Raw genomic sequence first — 25,277 nt, forward strand, 5'->3', positions numbered from 1 at the left:
GTGCCGTCCTCGTGGACGGGTCAGGCGTTCCCCGCCAGCAGGCGGTCCACCGCGGCGAGGGGGATGGGCTCCCAGTCGGGGCGGTTGCGCGACTCGTAGACGACCTCGTAGAGCGCCTTGTCGAGCGTGAGCGCCCGGACGAGCGCCTCGGACGTCGCGCGGTCGACGCCGGCCGTGTCGGCCCGGTCGTAGGCGTCGAGGAACGCGGTGCGCGCCTGGACGGCCCACGCGGCGTCGGGCGCGCGTCCGACGGCGGCGGCGTAGTCGAACGAGCGCACGATCCCGGCGACGTCGCGCAGCGCGAGGTCGGGGCGCGTGCGCTCGGCGACCGGGCGCAGGGGCTCGCCCTCGAAGTCGAGCACCTTCCAGCCGAAGCGGCGCGCGTGCAGCACCTGGCCGAGGTGCAGGTCGCCGTGGACGGTCTGCAGCCGGGGGAGCGCGTCGGGGACGCGCGTCACGTTCGCGAGGCGCGCGGACGTGCGGTCCCAGAAGGCGGCGACGTCGTCCGCGCGCCGCCCCAGCGCGCGCGACGACGCGACGGCCTCGTCCGCGCGCCGCCGCAGGTCGGCGACGAGCCAGCGCGCGTCGACCGGCGACCCGACGCCGAACGCCCGCCGGAGCGCGGCGTGGAGGTCGGCGAGCACGCGCCCCAGGTCGGCCGCCAGGTCGGCGAACGACGCGCCCTGCCCGGCGTAGGAGCACGCGAGGTCGAACCCGTCGCGCGCGCCCTCGACGAACTCGCTGAGGATGGCCAGGTGCGCGGAGCGGGGAGCCTCCTGGCCCGGAGCGGTGCCCGACGCCGGTGCCCCGCCTCCCGCGGTCGGCTCGCCCGGTCGGTGGTCCACGCCCGGGTCGACGGCGGCCGGGTCGTCCTCCGCGTCCCACGTCACCTCGAGCCATGCGAGCGGCCGGGGAACCCCGGCCCAGCCCTGGGCCGCCAGCGCGCGGGGGATGGTGACGTCGGGGTTGGGGCCGATCGCGATGGCGCGCAGGACCTTGAGCATGCTCCCGCCGGCGACCCGCGGCAGCAGCACCGAGCTGTTCGACTGCTCGACGCTCAGCGCGCGTCCACCGGTGAGGTCGGTGTCGGCGTCGCGGCCCCCGTCGCGGGGACTCGCCCCGTCCGGTGCTGTGCCTGGGTCCTCCCACTGCGCCACGGCCAGGAGGGCCGCCCAGCACGCGGGGTGCGCGGCGCCGTCGTGCACGACCCACGCGGCGTCGTCGGTGCCGCCCGGGGCGAGCGTCCCGATCGGCGCCGCCCCGCCCGGCGTGTCGCTGCTCTGGCTCTCGACGCCAGGCGTCGCGCCGGTCGGCCGAGACACCGGCTCGAGCACGAGGGGCACCTGCACGACGAGGTCCACGCCGTCCCCGACGAGCCGCAGCAGGTGGAGCTCGACCCGCACGGCCCTCCCGGTGTCGGGTCGACCGGGCGTCGCGGCGGGCGGCGGGGCGTCGAGCGCGAAGGACAGCCAGGGCACGTGGCGCACGGCGACCCCCTTCACGGGGTACCAGCGGCGCGCCGGCAGCCAGGCGTCCAGGAGCCCCATGAGCTCCGTCGAGGGCGGGTCCGTCCGCCGTACCGTCACGCGTGCCTCCTCCGGTCAGGTCGCCTTCATGCCATCACGCGCGCGACGACCCCGCCGCACGAGGACCGGGAGGAGCCGTGCTCACGCCGGGTCGTGCACCACGAGCCAGTAGAAGTCGCGCGACCCCCACGTCATGACGACGCGCCCGTCGTCGTCGACGGCCGGGAAGTGCGCCCCGCCGAACACGTCGGTGAGCGTCGCCCCGGGGTGGTCGGGCAGGTGCACCGCGGCCGAGCGCGCGGTCGCGGAGAGGTTCGCGACGCACAGGATCGTCTCGGCGTCGGTCCGGCGCAGGAACGCGAGGATCGACTCGTTGTCGCACTCGAGCGCGACGAAGTCGCCCGTGCCGAACGCCTTGTGGCGGCGCCGGACCTTGAGCATGCCGTGCACCCAGTGCAGCAGGGACGTCGACTGCTCGAGCTGCGCCTCGACGTTGACGTAGCCGTAGTGGTGCACGAGCGACTGCACGAGCGGCAGGTACACCTTGCCGGGGTCGGCGGTCGAGAACCCGGCGTTGCGGTCGGGCGTCCACTGCATGGGGGTGCGCACCGCGTCGCGGTCGGGCAGCCAGATGTTGTCTCCCATCCCGATCTCGTCGCCGTAGTAGAGGCACGGGCTGCCCGGCAGGGAGAGCAGGAGCGCGTGGGCGAGCTCGACCTCCTTGCGCGAGTTGTCGAGCAGGGGAGCGAGCCGACGGCGGATGCCGACGTTCGCGCGCATGCGCGGGTCGGGCGCGTACCACCCGTACATCGACGCGCGCTCCTCGGTGGACACCATCTCCAGGGTGAGCTCGTCGTGGTTGCGCAGGAACGTGCTCCACTGCGCGCCGGGCGGGATGTCGGGCGTGTCGGCGAGGATCTCCAGGACCTGGTTCGCGCGCTGGTCGCGGATCGCGTAGTAGATGCGGGGCATCACGGGGAAGTGGAAGCACATGTGGCACTCGGGCTCGTCCTCGGTGCCGAAGTAGTCCACGACCTCGCGCGGCCACTGGTTCGCCTCGGCGAGCAGGATGCGTCCCGGGAACTCGGCGTCGACCATGCGCCGCACGCGCCGCAGGAACTCGTGCGTCTGGGGCAGGTTCTCGCAGTTGGTGCCCTCGGCCTCGTAGAGGTACGGCACGGCGTCGAGGCGGAACCCGTCGACGCCCATCTGCAGCCAGAACCGCGCGACGTCGAGCATCGCGTCGGCGACGCGCGGGTTCTCGAAGTTGAGGTCGGGCTGGTGGGAGAAGAACCGGTGCCAGAAGAACTGGCGGCGCACGGGGTCGAACGTCCAGTTGGACGTCTCGGTGTCGACGAAGATGATGCGCGCGTCCTGGTAGCGCGTGTCGTCGTCGCTCCACACGTAGAAGTCGCCGTACGGGCCCTCGGGGTCGGCGCGCGACGCCTGGAACCAGGGGTGCTGGTCGCTCGTGTGGTTCATGACGAGGTCGATGACGACGCGCATCCCGCGGGCGTGCGCCTCGCTGACGAGCTCGGCGAAGTCCGACGTCGAGCCGTACTGCGGCGCGATCGCGGTGTAGTCGGACACGTCGTAGCCGCCGTCGCGCAGGGGCGACGGGTAGAACGGCGGCAGCCACAGCGCGTCGATGCCGAGCCACTGGAGGTAGTCGAGGCGGTCGATGAGGCCCCGCAGGTCGCCCGTCCCGCTGCCGTCGGAGTCGGAGAACGCGCGGACGATCACCTCGTAGAACACCGCCGTGCGGTACCAGTCCGGGTCGTCGGACAGCCCGGGGCGCGCGTCGACGGGCGCCGTCGGCTGGCGCCGGGGCGGGAGCGCCGCGACGGGGACCGGCGCGGTGATGGGCGGCACGGGGGCGGGGCCGGCAGCGGGACCGCGCACGGGGACCGGTGCAGCGTCGCGAGGGAACGTCATGCAGGCCTCACGTGCACGACGTGCGCGACCTGGCGCATCGGCTCGAGCCGCACGTAGACGTCCTGGCCCCAGCCGTAGCTCTCGCCGGACAGCTCGTCGTGCGCGACGAAGGACGGCGCCCACGGGTCCTGGCCGTCCGCGAGGGGAGGCAGCCCGAGGGCCGCGAGGTCGAGGTGCACGTTCGACTCCTGCGGGGAGTGGGGGTCGAGGTTCACGACGACGACGACCGTGTCGGCCTCGCCGGTCGGCGAGTGCTCGGCGGGCAGGTGCCGGGAGAACGCGAGCACCTGGTCGTTCGTCGTCGGGTGGACGGTGAGGTTGCGGAGCTGGCGCAGCGCGGGGTGGTCGCGCCGGACCTCGTTGAGCCGCGTGAGCAGCGTCGAGATCCCGATCTCCTCCGCGAGCGCCCAGTCGCGCGGCTTGTACTCGTACTTCTCGTTGTCGATCTGCTCCTCGACTCCTGGCCGCGGCACGTTCTCCACGAGCTCGTACCCGGAGTAGATCCCCCACGTGGGCGACCCGGTCGCGGCGAGCACCGCGCGCACCGCGAACCCGGCCACCCCGCCGTGCTGGAGGTAGGGCGGGAGGATGTCGTGCGTCGTCGGCCAGAAGCTGGGCCGCATGTACGCGCCGGCCTCGCCCGACACCTCGGTGAGGTACTCGGCGAGCTCGTCGCGGGTGTTGCGCCACGTGAAGTACGTGTACGACTGGTGGAACCCGATCCGCGCGAGCGTGTGCATCATCGCGGGCTTGGTGAACGCCTCGGAGAGGAACACGACCTCGGGGTTCGTCGCGCGCACCTCGGCCAGGAGCCACTCCCAGAAGTCGAGCGGCTTGGTGTGCGGGTTGTCGACGCGGAACGCGGTGACGCCCCGGTCGATCCACACGCGGACCACGCGGAGCACCTCGGCGTAGATGCCCGCGGGGTCGTTGTCGAAGTTCAGGGGATAGATGTCCTGGTACTTCTTGGGCGGGTTCTCGGCGTACGCGATCGAGCCGTCGACGCGGGTCGTGAACCACTCGGGGTGCTCGGTCACCCACGGGTGGTCGGGCGAGCACTGCAGCGCGAGGTCGATCGCGACCTCGAGCCCGTTGCGCCGCGCCTCCTTGACGAACGCGCGGAACGTGCGGTCGCTCCCGAGCTCGGGGTGGATCGCGTCGTGGCCGCCGTCCTTCGAGCCGATCGCGTACGGGCTGCCCGGGTCGCCGGGGAGCGCCGTGAGGGAGTTGTTGCGGCCCTTGCGGTGGGTCGTGCCGATGGGGTGGACGGGCGTGAGGTAGACGACGTCGAACCCCATCGCGGCGATCGCCGGCAGGCGCCGGGCCGCCGCGGTGAACGTCCCGGAGCGCCAGCGGCCGTCCTTCATCCGGCGCGCACCCTCGGAGCGCGGGAACATCTCGTACCACGCACCCGCGAGCGCCAGCGGTCGTTCGACGCGCAGGTCGTAGGTGGCCGACGCCGTCACGTGGTCGCGCAGGGGCGCGCGGTCCAGGACGTCGCGCACCTCGGGCGACGTCGCCGCGGCGAGGCGGGCCTCGGCGGGGCGGCTCGCGTCGGCGAGGGCGGCTGCCGCGTCGGCGAGCGTGCGCGCGTCCTGCGGCGACCGGGTGCCCGGGGTGCCGTCGGCGCCCGGGAGGGGGACCGCGTCGGCCAGGACGCGCTCGAAGAGCCGGACCCCCTCGGCGAGCATGAGGTCGACGTCGACGCCCGCGGCGATCTTCACGGTCGCGTCGTGCGCCCACGTGCCGTAGGGGTCGCTCCACGCCTCGACCCGCAACGACCAGTCGCCGATCGCGTCGGGGTGCAGCGTGGCGCGGAACCGGTCGAGGCCGGGCGCCACGTCCACCATGCGCGCGGTGCGCTCGGCGCCGTCGGGGGCGACGAGGACGGCGGTCGCGGCGACGGCGTCGTGCCCCTCGCGGAACACGGTCGCCTCGACCGGCACCATCTCGCCCACGACGGCCTTCGCGGGCCACCGCCCGCCCTCGACGACGGGCGAGACGTCCAGCACGGGGATGCGGCCGATCGGGGCGGGCGGGGCAGGACGGGGGGCGGTCGCGGGGGTGCGGTGCGGCGCGGGGGCCGGAGAGGTCGACGTCACACGCACAACGTATCGAGGCCCGCGGGGGGCAGGCACCTGGGAGCGGGCTCGGCAGGCGTCGACGAGGTGCGGTGTCGGGCGTGGCGCCGGGGTGAGAGTTCACGCAAGCGTGACGTGCGTGTGACACCGCGAGGGTGTGCACCGGCCTCGGCCTGCGTAGTCTCGTCCCCGTGAGAGCGATCCGACGGTTCACCGTCCGCACCCTGCTGCCCGCCGAGCTGCGCGACCTGGACGAGCTGGCCCACAACCTGCGCTGGTCCTGGCACGCCCCGACGCGCGACCTGTTCGCCGGTATCGACCCCGAGGCGTGGGCGTCCGTGCACGGCGACCCCGTCGCGCTGCTGGGCGCGCTCGGCCCGGAACGGCTCGCGGAGCTCGCCGCGGACGGCGCGTTCGTCGAGCGCGTGCGCGCGGCGGCGGCCGACCTGCGCCACTACCTCGACGACGCGCTGTGGTACCAGCAGCGGGCCGCCTCCGACGAGGACGGCTCGCTCCCGGCCGCGATCGCCTACTTCTCGCCCGAGTTCGGCATCACGTCGGTGCTGCCGCAGTACTCCGGCGGCCTCGGCATCCTCGCGGGCGACCACCTCAAGAGCGCGAGCGACCTCGGCGTGCCGATCGTCGGCGTCGGGCTCCTGTACGGCGCCGGGTACTTCAAGCAGTCCCTCACGCGCGACGGCTGGCAGGTCGAGACCTACCCGCTGCTCGACCCGGACGGCCTGCCGCTGACCCTCCTGCGCGACGACGACGGCACGCCCGCGCGGGTGTCGCTCGCCCTCCCGGGCGGTCGGACGCTGCACGCGCACGTGTGGGTCGCTGCCGTGGGCCGCGTGCCCTTGCTGCTCCTCGACTCCAACGTGCCCGGCAACGACGAGGCCGCGCGCAAGGTCACCGACCGCCTCTACGGCGGCGGCGGCGAGCACCGCCTCCAGCAGGAGCTGCTGCTCGGCGTGGGCGGCGTGCGCGCGCTGCGCCTGTGGTCGCGCCTCACCGGTGCGCCGGCCCCGGAGGTCTACCACACCAACGAGGGGCACGCCGGGTTCCTCGGCGTCGAGCGCATCCGCGAGCTCGTCGAGCAGGGCCTCACGTTCGACGAGGCCCTGGAGGCCGTGCGCGCCGCGACGGTCTTCACGACGCACACGCCCGTCCCGGCCGGCATCGACCGGTTCGGGCGCGACCTCGTCACGCAGTACTTCGGCGGCGACATGGCCGTCGACGGGCTGCCCGTGGAGCGCGTCCTCGCGCTCGGCGCGGAGGACTACGACGGCGGCGACCCGACCGTGTTCAACATGGCCGTCATGGGCCTGCGCCTCGGCGGGCGGGCGAACGGCGTCTCCCTCCTGCACGGCGAGGTGTCGCGCGGCATGTTCGAGGGCCTGTGGCCGGGCTTCGACGCGCGCGAGGTCCCCATCACGTCCGTGACGAACGGCGTGCACTCGCCCACGTGGGTGGACCCGGCGTTCGCGGCCCTCGAGGCCGACCGGCTCGGGCTCGACGAGCTCACGGCCGACGCCGCGTCGTCGGGCTGGCTGCGCGGCGACGGGGACGGCGGCGTGAGCGACGGCGAGCTGTGGGCGGTCCGCCGCGAGATGCGCGGCCGCCTGGTCGACGAGGCCCGCCGCCGCGTGCGCAAGTCGTGGCGCGAGCGTGGTGCGACCCCGGCCGAGCTGGGCTGGGTCGACGACGTCCTGTCGCCCGACGTGCTCACCATCGGCTTCGCGCGGCGCGTGCCCACGTACAAGCGGCTCACGCTCATGCTCCGCGACCCGGAGCGCCTCAAGGCGCTGCTGCTGCACCCCGAGCGCCCCGTGCAGCTCGTCGTCGCGGGCAAGTCGCACCCCGCCGACGACCAGGGCAAGCGGCTCATCCAGCAGCTCGTGCGCTTCACCGACGACCCCGAGGTGCGCCACCGCATCGTCTTCCTGCCCAACTACGACATCGCCATGGCGCAGTCCCTCTACCCGGGCTGCGACGTCTGGCTCAACAACCCGCTGCGCCCGCTCGAGGCATCCGGGACGTCGGGTATGAAGTCGGCGCTCAACGGCGGCCTCAACCTGTCCATCCTCGACGGGTGGTGGGACGAGTGGTTCGACGGCGAGAACGGCTGGGCCATCCCCACCGCCGACGGCGTCGAGGACCCCGACCGCCGGGACGACCTCGAGGCCGCAGCCCTGTACGACCTCGTCGAGCAGCAGGTCGCGCCGCGCTTCTACGACCGCGACACGTCCGGCGTGCCCGGCCGGTGGCTCGAGATGGTGCGGCACACGCTCGCGACGCTCGGCCCGAAGGTCCAGGCGACGCGCATGGTCGGCGAGTACGTGACGCGGCTGTACGCGCCCGCTGCGGCGGCGGGGCGAGCGCTCGCGGCCGACGGCCTCGCCCCCGCGCGCGAGCTCGCGCACTGGAAGGAGTCCGTGCGGTCCGGGTGGTCGCGCGTGCGCGTCGACCACGTCGACTCCTCCGGCATCGGCGAGGTGCCGCAGGTCGGGGACCGGCTCACCGTGCGCGCGTACGTGTCGCTCGGCGACCTGCGCCCCGAGGACGTGCAGGTGCAGGTCGTGCACGGCCGCGTCAGCGAGGCCGACGTCATCGAGGAGTTCACGGCCGAGCCGCTCGCGCTCGCCGAGACGTACGAGGCCGGCCGCTACGCGTTCGCCGGCGACGTCGTGCTCGACGCGTCCGGCCCGTTCGGCTACACGGTCCGCGTCGTCCCGACGCACACCGGCCTCCCCAGCGTCGCCGAGCTCGGCCTCGTCGCCAACGCCTGACCCGCACCGGCGGGGGAGAGCCCGCGCGCGCCGCCCCGGCGCGCGCGGGCTCCGTCATGCTGCGGGGGCGTCGAGGTCGGCGGCCACCTGCACGACGACCTTCTCTCCGCGCGTCATGCGCTCGACGGCCTCCTCCCAGCGGTCGAGCGGGACGACGGCGCCGATGACGGGGCCGAGCCGCACGTGGCCGGACCCGAGGAGCCGGATCGCGGTGCGGAACGACGACGGCCGCTTGCCGCGCGAGCCGACGACCTCGAGCTCGCGGTTGACGACGAGGTCGAGGTCCGTCGACGGGTGCTCGTGGTAGAAGGCGACGAGCACGGCCCGCCCGCCCTTGCGCAGGTGCGTGAGACCGTCGGCGAGGACGGCGGTCGAGCCCGAGCACTCGAACAGCGAGTGGGCGCCGTACCCGTCGGTGAGGCGGCCGACGACCTCGCCGACGTCCTCGGCGTCGGCGTCCACGACGTGCTGCACGCCGAGGGCGCGGGCGGTCGCGAGGCGCACGGCGTGCCGCGAGCGCCCGACGAGCACGACGGTCGCGCCGCACGCGACGGCGACCTGGGCGACGAGGAGCCCCACGGCGCCGGGCCCGGTGACGACGACCACCTCGCCGGCGAGCGCCGGGCTGCGCTCGACGACGGCGTGCACGGCGACGGCGAGCGGCTCGACGAGCGCGCCCTCCAGGAGCGTGACGTCGTCGGGCAGGCGGTGCACGGCGCGCCCCGGGACGGCGAGCTGGTCGGCGAGGCCGCCGTCGGTGGTGGTGCCGATGCCGGTGCGGTGGGGGCAGCGGTTGTACTGCTCGGTGCGGCAGTAGGCGCACCGCAGGCACAGCGAGGCGTCGGTCTCGACGCACACGCGGTCCCCGGGCCGCAGGTCGCGGCGGTCGGCCGCCGGGCCGACCCACCGCACGACGCCGGCGATCTCGTGGCCGAGGACGCGGCGGCCGTCGAAGCCCTGGCCGGACTCGACGGCGGAGCGGTCGGTGCCGCAGATCGCGCACGCGGCGACATCGACGAGCACCTGGTCGTCGCGGGGGACCGGGGCGGGGACGTCGAGCAGCGCGACGTTGCCGGGACCGGGCGAGTGCTTCACGAGGGCGCGCACAAGGCCTCCTTGCCTCTCCTTGCATGTATAGACAGGAGTATGCCAGACCGTGTATGTCTAGGGCAGTACGCGCGCAGCACGCGCGCCTCACCTCGACGAAGAGGAGCACGACGCATGAGCAGGTACCTCGTCGGCATCGACGCCGGCACGTCGGTCGTCAAGGCGGCCGTCTTCGACCTCGACGGGACGGAGCTGACCCGCGCCGGGCGCGGCGTCCCGGTCACCAACCCGGCCCCGCACCTGGCCGAGGAGGACATGGAGCAGGTCTGGACCGCCGCGCACGAGGCGATCCAGGAGGCGGTCGCCGCGTCGGGCGTCGCCCCGGAGGAGATCCTCGCGGTCGGTGCCACGGGCCAGGGCGACGGCAGCTGGCTCGTCGGGCCCGACGGCAGGCCGGTCGGCCCCGCCTACCTGTGGACCGACGGCCGCGCGGGCGAGCTCATCGACGGGTGGTACGCCGACGGCACGGTGAGCCGGCAGTTCCCCGTCTCGGGCACCGGGCCGTACGCGGGGACGACGAGCGCCCTCCTGCGCTGGCGCCTGGAGAACGAGCCGGAGTCGCTGCGCGAGGGGGTCACCGCGCTGTGGTGCAAGGACTGGGTCGAGTACCGCCTCACGGGCGAGCTCTCGGGCGACCCGTCGGACGCGAGCCTCGCGGGCATCGACGTGCGCTCGCGCACGTGGTCGGACGAGGTCCTCGACGCGTGGGGTCTCGGAGCGGCGCGCCACGTGCTGCCGCGCCTCCTCGCGCCGACCGACGTGTGCGGCACCGTGACCCCCGAGGCCGCCGCGCGCACAGGCCTGCGGGCCGGGACGCCCGTCGTCAAGGGACAGGTCGACATCGCCGCGTCGTCCCTCGGCGTGGGCGTCATCGCCCCGGGGGACTGCATGGCGGTCATCGGCACCGCGGGGATCGTCACCGTCGCGACCGACGACCTCTCGGCCGGCTTCGCACCGGCCGACGTCGGGTGGGTCATCCCGCACGGCCCGGACACGTGGGTCCGCGCGATGGGCATGAACTCGTGCACGCCGAACGTCGACTGGTTCCTTCGCGAGCTCGGCCACGGGTTCCACGAGGACGCGCGCGCCCGCGCGGTGTCGCTCTTCGAGCACCTCGACGCGACCGTCGCGAGCGTCCCGCCGGGCGCGGGCGGCGTCGTCTTCCACGGGTACACCGCGCCCGGCGGCGAGCGCGCGCCCTTCGTCAAGCCCAGCGCGCGCGGGTCGTTCAGCGGGCTCACCGCCGGGCACTCGCGCGACCACATGCTGCGCGCGGTGTACGAGGGCGTCGCCTACGGGATCCGCGACTGCCTAGACTCCATCCCCACCGAGGTGGGCACGGTGCGCCTCGCGGGCGGCGGCGCGTCGAGCCCCGTGTGGAGCCAGGTGTTCGCCGACGTCCTCGGCCGCCGCGTCGTCGTCCCGGCGGGCAGCGAGTTCGGCGCGAAGGGCGCCGCGCTCGTCGCCGGGGTCGGCGTGGGGGCGTGGTCGACGCTCGACGAGGCCGTCGCGGAGACGGTCGACGTGGAGCGCTCGTACGAGCCGTCGGCGCACGCGACGCGCGTGTACGACGAGTACTTCGGCGTCTACCGTCAGATCCGCGAGCACGTCGCCGCCACGTGGGACCTCCTGCACGCGGCGGGCCGGCGCACCGAGGCGATGCTCGCCGCCTGACCCGCACGCGAGAGAGGGGCGGGTGGCGACGACCACCCGCCCCTCTCGTCGTGCGTCGACGCGTCAGTCCAGCACGCCGAAGCGCTCCAGCGCCGCGGCGAGCTCGGGGTGCTCGCGCGCCGCGTCGCGCACGTCGCGGCCGGCGACCGCGGCGTCGATCGCCTGGCGCATGGCGCGCACGCCCGCGGCGGGCCCCTGCGGGTGCCCCTGGACCGCGCCTCCCGCGCCGAGGACCACGTCGGTGCCCGCGTCCCGCACGTACCGCGCGACCACGCCGGGGTGCACCCCGCCGCCGATCACGGGCAGCGCGGGGGCGACGTGCGGGCGCGGCAGCGCGAGCTGCTGCAGCGTGCGCAGGTACGGCAGGCGGCGGACCGGGTACCCCCCGTACGGGGTCGTCGTGAGCACGAGGTCGGCCCCCGCGAGACGCGGGAGCATGCCGGCCGCGATCGGGGCGCTCATCCCGGACGCGGGCCCCTCGAAGTACGGGCCGGTGCCGGCGAAGTGGCCGAGCAGGGGGACGTCCACCGCGTCGCGCAGCGCCTGCAGGCCGCCGTACCCGACGGTCGCGTAGGTGATCATGAGCGCGCGGGCCCCTGCGTCGACCGCCCGGCGCGCGGTGTCGAGCATGCGGTCCGGCCGGTCGGTGACGTTCGGGACGTAGACCACGTCCTTGCCCGTCTCCTCGAGCACCTCGCGCGCGGCGCGACCGAACTCGCGCACGCGCTCGACGACGGGCGAGAACGACGTGTCGCCGAGCAGCTCGTCGTCCTTCACGAGGTCCACGCCCCCGAGCGCGGTCTCCTTGAAGATCCGCGCGCCCTCCTGCGGGCTCAGCCCGGTGCACGGCTTGATCATGTTGAGCACGAGCGGCCGGTCCGTGACCCCGACGAGCTCGCGCACGCCGGCGACCCCGAACCGGGGACCGCCGAGATCGCGCGCGTAGGCGTCCGGGAGCTCGAGGTCGACGAGCTTCGCCTGCACGGACGTCGACGCGTCGTTGCCGAGCAGCGTCGTGAGCAGCATCGGGAGCTGCGGCCCCACGTTGACCGTCGGGACGGCGATCTGGACGAGGAAGTCGTGCACCTCGTCGTCGTCGCCCCCGACCTCGACGGGCGGTGCCTCGAGGACGCGCACGACGCGTCCCTCGTGCCGCGCGCGCAGCTCGGGCGTCAGGCCCGGCACCTCGACCCAGGTGCCGGTCGTCTGCCCGACGGCGAACGTCGTGGCCTTGGCCATGACGTCCGTGCCTGCGGGCAGGCGCAGGTGGTACGTCGCGAGCACGTAGTCGTCGCCGCGGACGTCCTCGGGGAGGCGGAAGAGGGAAGCGGTCGTCATACGAGGTCTCCGGTCCGGGGGGCGCCGAGGCCCAGGTGGTCGAGGGCGTGCTCGAGGAAGGCGGCCAGCCCGTCCTCGGCGTGGTTGCCGATGCTCGCGAGCGTGACGGCCTTGACCTCGGGGCGCGCGTTGCCCATCGCGAACCCGTAGCCGATGCGGGACAGCCACGGTACGTCGTTGCCGCCGTCGCCGAACCCGAGCGTGCGGTCCGCGGTCACGCCGAGGCGGTCCAGCACGAAGGACAGGCCCTCCCACTTCGCGCCCCGCTCGGGCGAGAGCTCGAAGAACTCGTCCATCGCGCGGGCGATCCGGGGGACGCGCGAGACCGTGGGGGCGACCTCGTCCAGACGGTCCCCGCGGCCGACGACCATGATCTTGACGATCGCCCGCGGGTCGGTGTCCCGGAGGTCGGCGACGCGCACGTCCTGCTCGTTGAGCGCCATGAGGAGGTCGCGACCGAAGCCCGGCTCGGAGATGAAGATGTCGCGCGACGTCCACCACGTGCAGGTGAGGCCGAGCTCGTCCGCGAGCTCGGCCATCGTCCGGATCTCCTCCGGGGCCAGGGTCTCGACGCGCAGGTCCTCGTCCGTGCGCGGGTCGACCACGACGGCCCCGTTGCAGCAGACCACGGGCAGGTCGAGACCGATCGAGCCCGCGAGAGCGAGGGTGTTGGCCCGTGACCTCCCGGTGACGAGCAGGACGGGGACGCCGGCGTCGCGGACGCGGGCGACCGCGGCCGCGGTGCGCGGCGAGACGGCGTGGTCGGCGCCGGCGAGCGTCCCGTCGACGTCGAGGGCGAGGGCGCCGACGTCGGCGAGCGAGGGGAGGGTGACGGTCGAGGACGACATGCTTCTCCTGAGGTCGGGTGTCATGACGCGCGGGCGGGCCCGGTGGTGGCACCACCGGGCCCGCCCGCGCCGGGTGCGCTCAGACGAGGGCGCTGCCCAGGCCGAGGACGAGCAGGCTCGTGGGCCAGATCGTCGCGGCCGGGGGGTCGATGTGGGTGTCGCCGTGGATGTGCAGGAGGCGCGCGAACAGCTCCGCGCCCCACGCGGCGACGACCGCGAACGCGGCGCCGACGAGCACGGCCGCGAACGTGCTGCCCACGACGGGAAGGAACGTGGCGGCGGCGAGACCGCCGACGACCGTGATGTGGTGCGTCACGGGGACCGGCATCCCGACCGCGAGGAACGCGAGCGAGAACGCGGAGACGCCGAACGCGAACACGTGGGCGCTGCCCTGGAGGTCGGGGAAGCTCTCGGCGAGGAGCACGGTCGTGCCGGCCGCGAACAGGCCGGCGAACGCGCCGAGCACCGTGTTGTCGCGGAAGCGCTGCTGGCCCGGGATCCACTGGTTCTCGGGCGTGGGCGCGAAGCGCTTCCAGCCCTGCGGCGTGCGCGGCACCGCCCCGAGCAGGCCGGTGCGGCCGAACACGAGCCGGGCGGCGACGCCCGAGAGGAACACCGTGACGGCCACGGTGTCCGTGTGGCTCCCGAACCACGGCGTCGCGGCGACCGCGACCTGCACCACGTAGCCCAGCGCGCCGAACAGCGCGCCGACGAGCAGCACGTCGGGGCGTCGGATGCTCGCGAGAGGTGTGACGATGTCCTTGCCGTCGAAGCCGCCGCGCCGTGCCGCGTAGCCCGCGGCGGCGACACCGCCGGCGAACGCGACGTGCGGGCCGAAGAACGGCCCGAACGCGACGGTGTCGAGCATGCCCGAGCCACCACCCGCGGCGAGGGCCACGACGCCGAGCACCACGGCCAGGCCGGTGAAGACGAATGCGAGGAGCGCGCCGAGGGCCGCGCCCACGAACCCTCCGCCGAGCGAGAGCAGGAGGGAGAAGAGATCGATGTCCATGAGTACCTTTCGCGAAGCGCACGTCGTTGTCTGGAGCCGGCACCGTCGCCGGCCACCCCGCGGTCGTGTCGATAGTACGACCACATACAGGTTCGGACAACTAGTTGACTAGACGTGTACTGGCTACTAGCGTGCGGACGTCGGGCACGTATCTCCGGCCCCCGGGGCACCGACGCCTCGGAGCCAGGCCGGACGGGGACGACCCCCGCGTCAGCACTCGGAACTGTCAACAATGAGGTGTGGCACATGACGAAGTACATCCTCGGAATCGACGAGGGAACCACGAGCGCCCGGACGTTCGTGATCGACGAGGAGGGAACGGTCCTCGGACTCGGCCAGGCCGAGCTCACGCAGCACTACCCCCGGTCCGGCTGGATCGAGCACGACCCGCAGGAGATCGTCACGACCCAGTACGAGACGATGCGCGCCGCGATGCGCCAGGCGGGCATCCAGCCCGCTGACCTCAGCGCGATCGGCCTGACCAACCAGCGGCAGACGGCCCTCGTCTGGGAGAAGGACACCGGGCGGCCCATCTACAACGCGATCGTGTGGGCCTCGCGCCACTCGGTCGACATCGTCGAGCAGTGGGTCGCGGAGGGGCACGGCGAGACCATCCGCAGCAAGACCGGCCGCACGCCGGACGCCTTCTACTCCGCGTCGAAGATCCGCTGGATCCTCGACGCGGTCCCCGGGGCGCAGGAGCGTGCCGAGAAGGGCGAGCTGCTCGCGGGCACGATCGACACGTGGCTCGTCTGGAACCTCACGGGCCGGGAGGCGTTCGTCACGGACTACTCCAACGGCGCCGAGACCATGATGATGAACCTCGAGACGCTCGACTGGGACGACGAGCTGCTCTCGATCTACGGCATCCCGCGCGTCATGCTGCCGCGCATCGTCCCGTCCGACACCGTCGTCGGCGACGCGGCGCCGTCGTTCGGGGCCCCGGTCCCGATCGCGGCGAACATGGGCGACCAGCAGGCCGGGCTCTTCGGCCAGGCCGCGTTCAAGCCCGGCCAGGCGAAGATGACGTACGGCACCGCGGGCGTCCTCAACATCAACGCCGGCAGCTCGACGGCGTACGTGCCTGGTCTCACGACGACCGCGGCGTGGGGCGTGGGCGGCGACATCGCGTACGAGATCGAGGGCGTCGTGTACGCCATGGGCAAGACCATGCAGTGGCTGCGCGACGACATGAAGCTCATCCACGCCGCGCCGGACAGCGAGTGGTACGCGGGTCAGGTCGCGAGCACGGAGGGCGTCTACCTCGTCCCGGCGTTCACCGGCCTCGGGGCGCCCGACTGGGACTCCTACGCACGCGCCGCGATCGTCGGCATCTCCAACGCGACGAACCGCCTGCACATCATCCGCGCGGGCGTGGAGTCGATGGTCTACCAGACGCGCGACCTCGTGCAGGCCGCGCTCGACCAGTCCGACATCACCATCCCGGAGATCCGCGTCGACGGCGGGGCGGTGAAGAACAACCTGCTGTGCCAGATGACCGCGGACATCACGGGCATCCCGGTGATCCGGCCGCGCGTGCAGGAGGCGACGATCTACGGGGCCATGCTCATGGCCGGCATCGCGACGGGCGTCTACGGCTCGCTCGACGAGGTGTCGAGCCGCTGGCAGCAGGACCGCGTGTTCGAGCCGGCGATGAGCCGTGACCAGGCGGACACGCTGTACGCCGGGTGGCGCGAGGCGCGCGAGCTGACCAAGGGCTGGGCGCGCAAGGTGCCGGGCGCCGCGGCCTGACGCGACGCACCGGTCACGACGACGGGGCGGCACCCGGTGGGTGCCGCCCCGTCGTGCTGCGCTCACGCGGCGTGCGCCGCGGAGGCCGGGGTCTCGTCGGCGTCGTCGTCGGCCGCGGTGCCGCCGAGCAGACGTCGGACGTAGGTGCGGTGGGCCGCGACCTCCGCGTCCCGACGCTCGGCGTCCCACCCGAGCATGTCGCCGAGCACGTCGGCGACGTCCTCGGCGACGTCCAGGCCGAGCCCGGGCTCGATGCCGACCATCGTGCGGCGCTGCAGGACGTCCGTCAGCGTCGTCGCGTGCTCGCGCTCGACGACGTGCGCGAGCTCTGCGAGCGTCACCGCGCCCCGGCCCTCGCCCAGGACCTGCACGAGCCGCGGGTCGCGCCGTGCGCTCTCGCCGATCTCGCGGGCCACGGCGCCGTAGACGCGGACGAGGCGCTCGGCGACCTCGGCCGGGAACGGCAGGTCCGCGAGCACGCGCCCGCGCTCGTCCTCCCACGACCCCGTGCTCGGGGCGCCGGGGAGCGGGGTGTCGGCCGCGGTGGAGGCGAGGACGTCGAGGCTGAGGAGGCGGGCGACCTTGTCGACGACCTCGCGACCGAGGCTCAGGTGCGGGGTGAGCTTTCCGCCGACGACGGACACGAGCCGCGGCACCTCGACGTGGGTCTCGACGAGGTGGCTGCGCGGGATCGCGCCGGGCTTCGCGCCGGGGCGGTGGGGGAGCGGCCGGACGCCGGAGTAGGTGAGGAGCACGTCGTCGACCGTCAGCCCGGCGGACGGCACGAGGGCGTTCGTCTCCGCCAGCAGGTAGTCGACCTCCTCCCGGGTCCCGCGCGCGGCACCGGGGTCGCCGTCGTAGCGGTCGTCGGTCGTCCCGATGAGGTAGCGGCCGTTCCACGGGATGACGAGGATCGCCCGGTTGTCGCTGCGCGCCTCGAAGTAGATCGCCGCGTCCGGGGCCCCGGGGAAGGGGTCGACGACGAGGTGCGTGCCCTTCGTCCCGCCGATCTGCCGGGGCAGGGGCAGGCCGTGGGCGAGGTGGTCGACCCAGGGGCCCGCGGCGTTGACGACGCACCGGCCCCGCACGACGAGCTCCTCGCCGCTCTCGGCGTCGTGCACACGGACGCCGCGGGCCGCGCCGTCCTCGACGAGGATCTCGGTGACCTCGGCGTGGTTGAGCACGTCGGCGCCGTGCCGGCACGCGTCGAGGACGGTCTCGAGCACGAGCCGCTCGGGGTAGACCACCTGACCGTCGTAGTACCGCACCGCGCCGTCGAGCCCGTCGAGCCCGAGGCCCGGGAGCTCGAGATGGGTCGCGTCGCGCGTCATGGCGCGGTGGCGCGGCACCGACTTGCGCAGCGACAGGCCGTCGTAGAGCACCATGCCGACGCGGAGCATCCACCCCGGGACGTGGTTGTGCCGGTAGAGCGGCACCACGAAGGGGAGCGGGGTGACGAGGTGCGGTGCGACGTGCCACAGGTGCTCGCGGTCGTGCAGCGACTCGTGGACGAGGCGGAGCTCGCCGTGCTCGAGGTAGCGCAGGCCGCCGTGGATCAGGCGGCTGTTCCACGACGACGTCTCGCCGCCGTAGTCGCCGCGCTCGACGAGCGCGACGTCGAGCCCGCGGAGCGCGGCGTCGCGCGCGATCGCGGCGCCGTTGATCCCGGCGCCGACGATCACCATGTCGTAGGTCTTGCTGTCGAGCCGTGGTGCGTCGGCTCGCGGTGTACCACCCATTCGTGTGCCGTCCTCCTCACGCGGCGGTGCGTCTCGACGCCTCGGCGGCTGCGCTCCTGTGCGCGCCGGGCCGGGTGCAGGTCGTCGTCCGCGCGACCACCAACTTGTGTGTACATGGTTGCACACGTATGGCGGTTGCGGCCACAATGTCCGGACGGACACGGACAGCGTCGTCGGGCCGGCGGCGCGGAGAGGGGAACCATGCTTCCCAGGACGCTCGTCGGGTGCAGCACCAAGGGCTATCTCGGGCTCGCGGAGACGCGGTCCTGGGCCGAGCGCGTCGCGAGCGGGCTGGCGGCGCGCGGGGCCGGTGACGGGGTCTACGCGTGCGTCCCCCACCCGCTCGTCACGGTGCTCTCCGAAGGGCTCGCCGGGACCGGCGCCGACGTGGGGGTGCAGGACGTCTCCCCGCACCCCAGGGGCCCCTACACCGGCGAGGTGAGCGCGGAGCTGCTCGCCGAGCTCGGCGTGCGGTACGTCATGGTCGGACACCCGGAGCGCGTGCGGCACGTCGGCGAGACGCCCGAGCTCTTCGGTCGCAAGGTCCGGGCCGCCGTCGGGCACGGCCTCGTCCCGATCCTCGTCGTGGGCGAGCCGGAGCGGAGCGCGGAGCCCGAGCCGGTCCTGCGCGCCCAGCTGGACGCGGCGTTCGGCGGCCTGCCCGACGACGCGGAGGTCGTCGTCGCGTACGAGCCCACGTGGGCCATCGGCGCGGCCGAGCCGGCGCCGGCGGACCACGTGCTGCGGACGGTGGGCGTGCTCCGCACGCTCGTCGACGAGCGAGTCGCGCGCTCGCGCGTGCTCTACGGCGGGTCGGCCGGGCCGGGGACGTTCGCCGCGATCGCGCGAGCCGGCGCCGGCGGGGACCCGCGCGACGTGCCGGACGGCGTGTTCCTCGGTCGCGGAGGCCTGGACCCGGACGCGTTCCTCGCGACGGTGGCCGAGGTCCGCGCCGCCGTGGGTGCGGTCGTCTAGGGAATGCTTGTATAGAGGAGTCTGGACAAGTACGATCTAGTTATCGGGTGCGTGGCCGGTGAGCGGCCGCGCACGGACGACCGACGGCGGTCGGCCAACGGAGGCCCCGTCGTCGCACCACGAGGAGGACATCCATGCCCATCGCCCCGACCCTGGCCCTCGTCGACGAGGCGCAGCGTCGCGGATATGCCGTACCCGCGGTCAACATCGCGGACGACCTCTCCGCGCGAGCCGTCATCGCGGCCGCCGAGGGCGCGCGGTCGCCCGTGATCCTGCAGACGTCCGTCAAGACGGTGAGGAGCATCGGCGCCCGGCACCTGTCGCGCCTCGTGCACTCCGCGGCCGAGGAGGCGACCGTCCCGGTCGCCCTGCACCTCGACCACTGCCCCGACCGGGCCGTCATCACCGAGGTGCTCGCCGAAGGGTGGTCGTCCGTCCTCTTCGACGCGTCCGACCGACCCCTCGACGTCGCGTGGCGCGAGACCGCCGAGGTCGTGCGCGAGGCGCACGCCGCGGGGGCCGCCGTCGAGTCGGAGATCGAGAACATCGTGGGGGTCGAGGACGGCGTCGGGTCCGACGAGGCCCTGCACTCCTACAGCGTCGAACAGCTCGTCGAGGTCGCGCGCGACACCGGCACGGACCTGCTCGCTCCCGCCCTCGGCACCGCGCACGGCCTCTACACGGCCGATCCCGTGCTGCGGGTCGACCGCGTGGAGAGCCTGCGCGCGCTGAGCGACCTGCCCGTCGTGCTGCACGGCGGCACGGGTCTGCGCGACGAGGACTTCCGGGCGTTCATCGCGGCCGGCGTGTCCAAGATCAACATCTCCACCGCCCTGAAGCTCGCCTACATGCGGACCGCAAAGCAGCACCTCGACGAGTGCGAGCGCACCGGCCGGTGGGAGCCCGTGAAGATGTTCGACGCCGTGCTGGTCGCCGTCCGCGACGAGATCGCGACGCACATCGAGGTCTTCGGGTCGTCCCGGGACGCGGCGGGGGCGGCCGCATGACGCGCGCACTGGTCCTGGACTGCGACGGCGTCCTCGCGGACACCGAGCGCGACGGCCACCTCGTCGCGTTCAACCGGGCGTTCGCGGAGCTCGGGCACCCGATCGAGTGGTCGGCGACGGAGTACGCCGCGCTCCTGCGCGTCGGCGGCGGCAAGGAGCGCCTCAAGGCGTACCTGGCCGAGCACCCCGAGGTCGACCTCGCGCGCGGCGGCGACCTCGACGAGGCCGTGCGAGCGGCGCACCTGCGCAAGAGCGAGATCTACGTCGAGCTCGTCGAGCAGGGCGCGCTGCCGGGGCGCCCCGGCGTGCGCCGACTCGTGCACGAGGCGCTCGACGCCGGGTGGCAGGTCGCCGTGGCGTCGACGTCCGCGCAGCGCAGCGTCGAGGCCGTCCTGCGGTCCGTCGTCGGCGAGGAGGACTACGCGCGCGTCGCCGGGGTGTTCGCGGGGGACGTCGTGCCTGCCAAGAAGCCCGCCCCGGACATCTACCTGCTCGCGATCGACCGGCTCGGCCGGTCGCCCGAGGAGGTCGTCGTGGTCGAGGACTCCGCCGCGGGCGCGACGGCCGCGAGCCGCGCCGGGCTGCGGCACCTCGTGACCGTGAGCACGTTCACGACCGAGGACGAGTTCCCGGACGCCTCGCTCGTGGTCGACCACCTCGGCGAGCCGGACCTGCCGGCGACGGTGCTGGCCGGTCCGGACGTGCTGAGCGACAAGCTCGTCGACGTGGCCGCGCTGGAGGCGCTCCTGCGCTGACGACGCACCCGACGCGGCGGGGCCCGGGGACCGTCGGTCCCCGGGCCCCGTGCGGTGCGCGCCGGTCAGAGGTCGTAGTGGAACTCGAGGCGGATCTTGTCGCCCCGGAAGAGGATGCGCGAGTGCTCGAAGGGCGTGCCCGTCGCGGTGGAGATCTGCTGCGTGAGCAGCAGGAGCGGCGCGGTGCGGCCGACGCCCAGGACGCGCGCGTCGGCGGCCGAGGGGGTCGTCGTCTCGAGCGTCTCGACGACGTGGTCCATGCGCAGGCCGTACGCGTCCTCGAGGATCGCGCACAGCTGACGCTCGGCGGGGTCGTGGCGGTCGAGGTCCTCGGCGAGCGCCTGCGGGATGTAGGACGTGTGGAGGCTGATCGGCTCGTCCTCGACGAGGCGCAGGCGGCGCACGGTGTAGGCATGGGCTCCCGACGGCAGCCCGAGCGTGCGCGCGACGTTGCTCGGCGGCGTGCCGAGCTCCATGCCGAGCAGCTGCGTCGAGGTGGCGTACCCCATCTGCTCGAGCTGCTCGCGGATGCCCTTGTACGCGGGGGAGCGCGTGCTGATCTTGCGCGGGGCCACGAACGTGCCCTTGCCCTGGACGCGGAAGATGAGTCCTTCGTTCGCGAGCTGCGCGAGGACCTGGCGCGCCGTCATGCGGCTGATCCCGTAGGTCTGGTTGAGCTCGTTCTCGGACGGGATCTTGTGGTTCACCGCCCACTCGCCGCCCTCGATCTTCTCGCGCAGGATGTTCGCGAGTTGGATGTACAGCGGTGTCGAACCGTCGCGGTCGAGTGTCTGGGGCATCGTGTTCCGTCGGGGTCGAGGTCCGAAAGGTCGCGTCCGTCGTCAGGCGCGCCGTAGACGATCCACGCTAGCGGAACCGGACATGTCATGCCAGGTCCCCCGTATTCACGTCCAGGCTGGACTATACATGTATGTAGCTGTATGGTCGGGCGCAGCGACATGCTCCGAGCCGGCGGTGACGCCCGCGACGAGCGACCTCGACGAGGAGACGGCGTGGGCACCGGTGCCCACGGGTCGCCTCGTCCGGGCCGTTCGTGCCGGCTCGGCCGGACAGCACCCCGTCACGCGACGGACGACACGCCCGAGGAAGGCGATCCTATGCCGAAGACCAAGGCACTCAAGCCGGCCGCCACATGGGTCGAGCTCAGCACCACGACCGCGGACTGGAAGGCCGCCGACCCGCGGCTCCTCGAGACCATGCTCGTCCAGCTCCACCTCGTGCGCGCGTTCGAGGAGGAGGTCCTCGAGCTCGCCGGGCAGAAGCTCATCAACGGTCCGGCCCACTCCTCGATCGGCCAGGAGGGCGGCGCCGTGGGCTCGGTCCTGCCTCTCGTCGCGGCGGACCAGATCAACGGCTCCCACCGCGGCCACCACCAGTTCCTCGCCAAGGCGCTCGGCTACGTCCAGCCGGACGGCTTCGACGCGCGCGCCGAGCTCGGCGACGACGTGCGCACCGTCCTCTACCGGTCCCTGTCCGAGATCGCGGGCCTCGCCGACGGCTACTGCCGCGGCCGTGGCGGGTCGATGCACCTGCAGTGGAAGGAGGCCGGGGCCATGGGCACGAACGCGATCGTGGGCGGCGCCGTCCCCTTCGCGACCGGCTTCGCCTGGGCGGACAAGCACTCCGGCACCGACAACGTCGCCGTCACCTACTTCGGGGACGGTGCGGTGAACATCGGCTCGGTGCTGGAGAGCTTCAACCTCGCCGCCGCCTGGGACCTGCCGGTCTGCTTCTTCATCGAGAACAACCAGTACGCCGTCTCGACGACGGTCGAGGAGGCGACGGGCGACCCGCGCCTGTCCGCGCGCGGGCTCGGCTTCGGCATCAAGAGCTGGCGCGTCGACGGGCAGGACACGCTCGCCGTCTACCTCGCCATGCAGCAGGCCGTCGAGCACATGCGCGCGGGCGGCGGCCCGACGATCGTCGAGGCGGACACGTACCGCTACTTCCACCAGAACGGGCCGTTCCCCGGCAGCGCGTTCGGCTACCGCGCCAAGGAGGAGGAGCAGGCGTGGCGCGACCGTGAGCCGATCCGGACCGTCGAGGCACGCGTCGTGGAGCGCGGGCTCCTCACCACGGACGAGTGCGCGCAGGTGCGCGCGCGGGCCAAGGCCGCGATGAAGGAGATCTCCGCCTCGCTGCTCGAGCCGGTGCCCGGCGGCAAGCCTGGCCAGCAGCAGATCCGTCCCGCGCTGTGGCCCGACACCGACTTCATCGACGTCGGCATCCGCGGCGACCTGTCCGGGCTCGACGGCGCGGACGTCCGCGACGTCGCGGACTTCGGTTCCGAGGAGCTCGAGCAGCGCAAGTTCGTCGACGTCGTCGCCGACGTGATGCACCGCCGCATGTCGGCGGACGAGCGGGTCGTCGTCATGGGCGAGGACGTCCACAAGCTCAACGGCGGGTCGCGCGGCGCGACCAAGGGGCTCGGGACGGACTTCCCCGACCGCACGCTCGGCACGCCCATCGCCGAGGCCGCGTTCAGCGGCCTGGGGGGCGGCCTCGCGCTCGACGGGCGCTACTACCCGGTCGTCGAGCTCATGTACGCGGACTTCATCTGGGTCGCCGCCGACCAGCTCTTCAACCAGATCGGCAAGGCACGGCACATGTTCGGCGGCGACCACGACATGCCGCTGCTGCTGCGCATCAAGATCGGCACGGGCACCGGCTACGGCTCGCAGCACTCGATGGACCCCGCGGGCATCCTCGCGACCTCCGTCGGGTGGCGCATCGTCGCCCCGTCCACCCCGCTCGACTACGTCGGGCTGGTCAACGCGGCGATGCGGCTCAAGGACCCCGTCGCGGTGCTCGAGCACGACGCCGACCTGTACAAGGCCGTCATGGACGCGCCGAAGGACCTCGACTTCTGCCTGCCCGTCGGCAAGGCCGCGATCCGCCGGTCCGGCAGCGCCGCGACCGTCGTCTCCTACCTGTCGATGGTCCAGCGCTGCGTCGACGCCGCGGACGAGGCGGGCGTCGACGCGGAGGTCGTGGACCTGCGCTGGCTCGACCGCGCGAGCGTCGACTGGGACACGCTCGGCGAGTCGATCCGCAAGACCAACAAGGTGCTCGTCGTCGAGCAGGGCTCGGCCGGCACGTCGTACGGCGGGTGGCTCGCGGACGAGATCCAGCGGAGGTACTTCGACTGGCTCGACGCCCCGGTGACCCGCGTGCACGGCTCCGAGTCGTCGCCCAGCATCTCCAAGGTGCTGGAGCAGGCGGCGCTCGCGAGCACCGCCGACGTCGCCGCTGCGCTGCGCGCGCTCTGACCCGACCTGGAGGACGAGAGATGGCAACCTACCTGAGACTGCCCGGCGTGTCCGCCGACTCCGACGAGGCGGCGCTCGAGGGCTGGTCCGTGGAGGCCGGGCAGAAGATCGCCGCGGGCGACGTCGTGGCGACCGTCGAGACCGAGAAGGCGGTCGTCGACATCGAGTGCGACCAGGACGGCGTCGTGCACGCCCTCGTCGTCGAGGCGGGGACGCTCGTCCCCGTGGGCGACCCCATCGCGGTGCTCCTCGCGCCGGACGAGGACCCGGCCGCCGGCGACGCGCTCCTCGCGGAGCTCGGCCTCGGCCCGGCGTCCGACGCGGCGGAGCCCGCGCCGGAGCCGGCGCCGCCCGCTGCCCCGGCTGCGCAGGAGCCTGCTCCGGTCGCACCCGCCCCGGCGGAGCCCGCGCCGGCGGCGCCCGCGGCCGACGCCCCGGCCGCACCGGCCGGGCCGGGCGCGAACGGCGGGCGGATCTTCGCGAGCCCGCTGGCGCGCCGGATGGCGCGCGACGCGGGGCTCGGGCTCGACCAGCTCGACGGCACCGGCCCCGGCGGTCGCATCGTGCGCGACGACGTCCTGCGCGCGATCGCCGCCGCGCAGTCGCCGGCGGCGGCGACCGCGGCCCCGGCGGAGGCGCCCGAGGCGCCGCGACCTGCGACGACGTGCGCGACCCGGGCCGCGAGCGCCCCCGCCGAGCCGCCCGTGGCGGCGACCGCGGCGACGGGCGCACCCGCCGTGCGGACGTCGGCGTACGGGCCGTACGAGGAGGTCCCGCACTCGAAGCTGCGTCGTCTCGTGGCCTCGCGGCTGCAGGCGAGCAAGCAGGAGGCGCCGCACTTCTACCTGCGCGCGCGGGTCCGGGTCGACGAGTTGCTCGCGCTGCGCGCGACCGTCAACGCCTCGTCGCCCGTGCGCGTCTCGGTCAACGACTTCTTCGTCCGGGCGGCGGCGCGCGCCCTCGTCGACGTGCCCGAGATGAACGTCGTGTGGACGCCCGACGCCGTGCTGCGCTTCGAGCGCGCCGACGTCTCGGTGGCGGTGGCCTCCGAGCGCGGGCTCGTGACGCCGGTGGTGCGCGGGGCGGACTCGCTCTCGCTCGGTGCGCTCTCGACGGCCGTCAAGGACCTCGTCGCGCGCGCCGGTGAGGGCCGTCTGCAGCAGGACGAGCTCGAGGGCGGTGCGCTGACCGTGACGAACCTCGGCATGTACGGCGTCCGGGAGTTCGACGCGATCATCAACCCTCCGCAGGTGGGCATCCTCGCGGTGGGGGCGGCGGTCGCGGAGCCGGTCGTCGTGGACGGCGAGGTCCAGGTCGCGACGGTCGTGCACCTGACGCTGTCGGTCGACCACCGCCCGGTCGACGGCGTGGTGGCGGCCCGCTTTCTCGCCCGTCTCACGGAGATCGTGGAGAACCCGTTGCAGGCGCTCGTCTGACGGCGACCGTGCC

Annotated in this window: 17 protein-coding genes; 8 read left to right on the forward strand and 9 right to left on the reverse strand. The window is 73.8% G+C overall.

Annotation, left to right across the window (positions count from 1 at the left end; genetic code table 11):
* Window positions 1-20: 20 nt before the first annotated feature.
* From NHH00_RS14880 to NHH00_RS14890, 3 genes are all read right to left on the reverse strand, one after another.
* Window positions 21-1,586: an aminoglycoside phosphotransferase gene (locus tag NHH00_RS14880; RefSeq protein ID WP_253053448.1), complete on the reverse strand. Its 1,566-nt coding sequence runs from the start codon at window positions 1,584-1,586 to the stop codon at window positions 21-23.
* 81 nt (window positions 1,587-1,667) lie between these two features.
* Window positions 1,668-3,461 carry a maltose alpha-D-glucosyltransferase gene (gene treS, locus NHH00_RS14885; protein ID WP_253053451.1) on the reverse strand — a complete coding sequence of 598 codons (1,794 nt, stop codon included), beginning with the start codon at window positions 3,459-3,461 and terminating at the stop codon, window positions 1,668-1,670.
* The gene (locus NHH00_RS14890; RefSeq protein WP_374615064.1) at window positions 3,458-5,563 is read right to left on the reverse strand and encodes an alpha-1,4-glucan--maltose-1-phosphate maltosyltransferase; all 2,106 of its coding nucleotides are present in this window, start codon (window positions 5,561-5,563) and stop codon (window positions 3,458-3,460) included. Before NHH00_RS14890 ends, treS begins: the two co-directional genes overlap by 4 nt.
* Before the next feature lie 170 nt (window positions 5,564-5,733).
* On the opposite strand from NHH00_RS14890, the gene glgP reads away from it, so the two are divergent.
* Entirely contained in the window at window positions 5,734-8,331 is a 2,598-nt protein-coding gene (glgP, locus tag NHH00_RS14895; RefSeq protein WP_253053453.1) for an alpha-glucan family phosphorylase, read from the forward strand.
* Window positions 8,332-8,385: 54 nt separating this feature from the next.
* On the opposite strand, the gene NHH00_RS14900 is transcribed toward glgP, so the two are convergent.
* Window positions 8,386-9,438 (reverse strand): zinc-binding dehydrogenase, encoded by a 1,053-nt coding sequence (locus NHH00_RS14900; protein WP_253053456.1) that lies wholly within the window; start codon window positions 9,436-9,438, stop codon window positions 8,386-8,388.
* Between the two features lie 114 nt (window positions 9,439-9,552).
* Between NHH00_RS14900 and NHH00_RS14905 the strand changes: the two genes are divergently transcribed.
* Window positions 9,553-11,112, forward strand: coding sequence for an FGGY-family carbohydrate kinase (locus NHH00_RS14905; RefSeq protein WP_253053458.1), 1,560 nt, complete (start codon window positions 9,553-9,555; stop codon window positions 11,110-11,112).
* A 63-nt stretch (window positions 11,113-11,175) separates the two neighbouring features.
* Here NHH00_RS14905 and NHH00_RS14910 read toward each other — a convergent pair whose 3' ends face one another.
* The 3 genes from NHH00_RS14910 to NHH00_RS14920 form a co-directional block, all read right to left on the reverse strand.
* Window positions 11,176-12,450: a RuBisCO large subunit C-terminal-like domain-containing protein gene (locus NHH00_RS14910; RefSeq protein ID WP_253053460.1), complete on the reverse strand. Its 1,275-nt coding sequence runs from the start codon at window positions 12,448-12,450 to the stop codon at window positions 11,176-11,178.
* Window positions 12,447-13,298, reverse strand: a complete 852-nt coding sequence (locus tag NHH00_RS14915; RefSeq protein WP_253053462.1) for an HAD family hydrolase — start codon at window positions 13,296-13,298, stop codon at window positions 12,447-12,449. The genes NHH00_RS14910 and NHH00_RS14915 overlap by 4 nt, the downstream gene beginning before the upstream one ends.
* A gap of 79 nt (window positions 13,299-13,377) precedes the next feature.
* Window positions 13,378-14,310, reverse strand: a complete 933-nt coding sequence (locus NHH00_RS14920) for a hypothetical protein (RefSeq protein ID WP_253053465.1) — start codon at window positions 14,308-14,310, stop codon at window positions 13,378-13,380.
* Between the two features lie 246 nt (window positions 14,311-14,556).
* Here NHH00_RS14920 and NHH00_RS14925 point away from each other — a divergent pair, with 246 nt between their 5' ends.
* Entirely contained in the window at window positions 14,557-16,062 is a 1,506-nt protein-coding gene (locus NHH00_RS14925) for an FGGY family carbohydrate kinase (RefSeq protein WP_253053467.1), read from the forward strand.
* Window positions 16,063-16,124: 62 nt separating this feature from the next.
* Here NHH00_RS14925 and NHH00_RS14930 read toward each other — a convergent pair whose 3' ends face one another.
* Window positions 16,125-17,801, reverse strand: a complete 1,677-nt coding sequence (locus NHH00_RS14930; protein WP_253053469.1) for a glycerol-3-phosphate dehydrogenase/oxidase — start codon at window positions 17,799-17,801, stop codon at window positions 16,125-16,127.
* A gap of 201 nt (window positions 17,802-18,002) precedes the next feature.
* Here NHH00_RS14930 and NHH00_RS14935 point away from each other — a divergent pair, with 201 nt between their 5' ends.
* The 3 genes from NHH00_RS14935 (at window position 18,003) to NHH00_RS14945 (ending at window position 20,538) form a co-directional block, all read left to right on the forward strand.
* The gene (locus NHH00_RS14935) at window positions 18,003-18,776 is read left to right on the forward strand and encodes a triose-phosphate isomerase family protein (protein WP_253053471.1); all 774 of its coding nucleotides are present in this window, start codon (window positions 18,003-18,005) and stop codon (window positions 18,774-18,776) included.
* Window positions 18,777-18,910: 134 nt separating this feature from the next.
* Window positions 18,911-19,783 carry a class II fructose-bisphosphate aldolase gene (locus NHH00_RS14940; protein WP_115942919.1) on the forward strand — a complete coding sequence of 291 codons (873 nt, stop codon included), beginning with the start codon at window positions 18,911-18,913 and terminating at the stop codon, window positions 19,781-19,783.
* Entirely contained in the window at window positions 19,780-20,538 is a 759-nt protein-coding gene (locus NHH00_RS14945) for an HAD-IA family hydrolase (protein WP_253053473.1), read from the forward strand. Before NHH00_RS14940 ends, NHH00_RS14945 begins: the two co-directional genes overlap by 4 nt.
* A gap of 65 nt (window positions 20,539-20,603) precedes the next feature.
* On the opposite strand, the gene NHH00_RS14950 is transcribed toward NHH00_RS14945, so the two are convergent.
* Entirely contained in the window at window positions 20,604-21,338 is a 735-nt protein-coding gene (locus tag NHH00_RS14950; RefSeq protein WP_253053475.1) for a GntR family transcriptional regulator, read from the reverse strand.
* A 318-nt stretch (window positions 21,339-21,656) separates the two neighbouring features.
* Here NHH00_RS14950 and NHH00_RS14955 point away from each other — a divergent pair, with 318 nt between their 5' ends.
* Both NHH00_RS14955 and NHH00_RS14960 read left to right on the forward strand, forming a co-directional pair.
* Complete coding sequence (locus NHH00_RS14955) at window positions 21,657-23,828, forward strand: alpha-ketoacid dehydrogenase subunit alpha/beta (protein WP_253053477.1); 2,172 nt, start codon at window positions 21,657-21,659, stop codon at window positions 23,826-23,828.
* Window positions 23,829-23,848: 20 nt separating this feature from the next.
* Window positions 23,849-25,264 carry a dihydrolipoamide acetyltransferase family protein gene (locus tag NHH00_RS14960; RefSeq protein WP_253053479.1) on the forward strand — a complete coding sequence of 472 codons (1,416 nt, stop codon included), beginning with the start codon at window positions 23,849-23,851 and terminating at the stop codon, window positions 25,262-25,264.
* Window positions 25,265-25,277 lie beyond the last annotated feature (13 nt).

The sequence above is a fragment of the Cellulosimicrobium cellulans genome (assembly GCF_024124905.1).
Taxonomy (GTDB): Bacteria; Actinomycetota; Actinomycetes; order Actinomycetales; family Cellulomonadaceae; genus Cellulosimicrobium; species Cellulosimicrobium cellulans_G.

Excerpts from the sequence above, each read along its gene's own strand:
- NHH00_RS14920 (WP_253053465.1), bottom strand. The coding sequence starts at position 14,310 with ATGGACATCGATCTCTTCTCCCTCCTGCTCTCGCTCGGCGGAGGGTTC.
- NHH00_RS14960 (WP_253053479.1), top strand. The coding sequence starts at position 23,849 with ATGGCAACCTACCTGAGACTGCCCGGCGTGTCCGCCGACTCCGACGAG.
- NHH00_RS14945 (WP_253053473.1), top strand. The coding sequence starts at position 19,780 with ATGACGCGCGCACTGGTCCTGGACTGCGACGGCGTCCTCGCGGACACC.
- NHH00_RS14905 (WP_253053458.1), top strand. The coding sequence starts at position 9,553 with ATGAGCAGGTACCTCGTCGGCATCGACGCCGGCACGTCGGTCGTCAAG.
- NHH00_RS14915 (WP_253053462.1), bottom strand. The coding sequence starts at position 13,298 with ATGTCGTCCTCGACCGTCACCCTCCCCTCGCTCGCCGACGTCGGCGCC.
- NHH00_RS14950 (WP_253053475.1), bottom strand. The coding sequence starts at position 21,338 with ATGCCCCAGACACTCGACCGCGACGGTTCGACACCGCTGTACATCCAA.
- NHH00_RS14910 (WP_253053460.1), bottom strand. The coding sequence starts at position 12,450 with ATGACGACCGCTTCCCTCTTCCGCCTCCCCGAGGACGTCCGCGGCGAC.
- NHH00_RS14935 (WP_253053471.1), top strand. The coding sequence starts at position 18,003 with ATGCTTCCCAGGACGCTCGTCGGGTGCAGCACCAAGGGCTATCTCGGG.
- treS (WP_253053451.1), bottom strand. The coding sequence starts at position 3,461 with ATGACGTTCCCTCGCGACGCTGCACCGGTCCCCGTGCGCGGTCCCGCT.
- NHH00_RS14930 (WP_253053469.1), bottom strand. The coding sequence starts at position 17,801 with ATGGGTGGTACACCGCGAGCCGACGCACCACGGCTCGACAGCAAGACC.
- NHH00_RS14925 (WP_253053467.1), top strand. The coding sequence starts at position 14,557 with ATGACGAAGTACATCCTCGGAATCGACGAGGGAACCACGAGCGCCCGG.
- NHH00_RS14940 (WP_115942919.1), top strand. The coding sequence starts at position 18,911 with ATGCCCATCGCCCCGACCCTGGCCCTCGTCGACGAGGCGCAGCGTCGC.
- NHH00_RS14955 (WP_253053477.1), top strand. The coding sequence starts at position 21,657 with ATGCCGAAGACCAAGGCACTCAAGCCGGCCGCCACATGGGTCGAGCTC.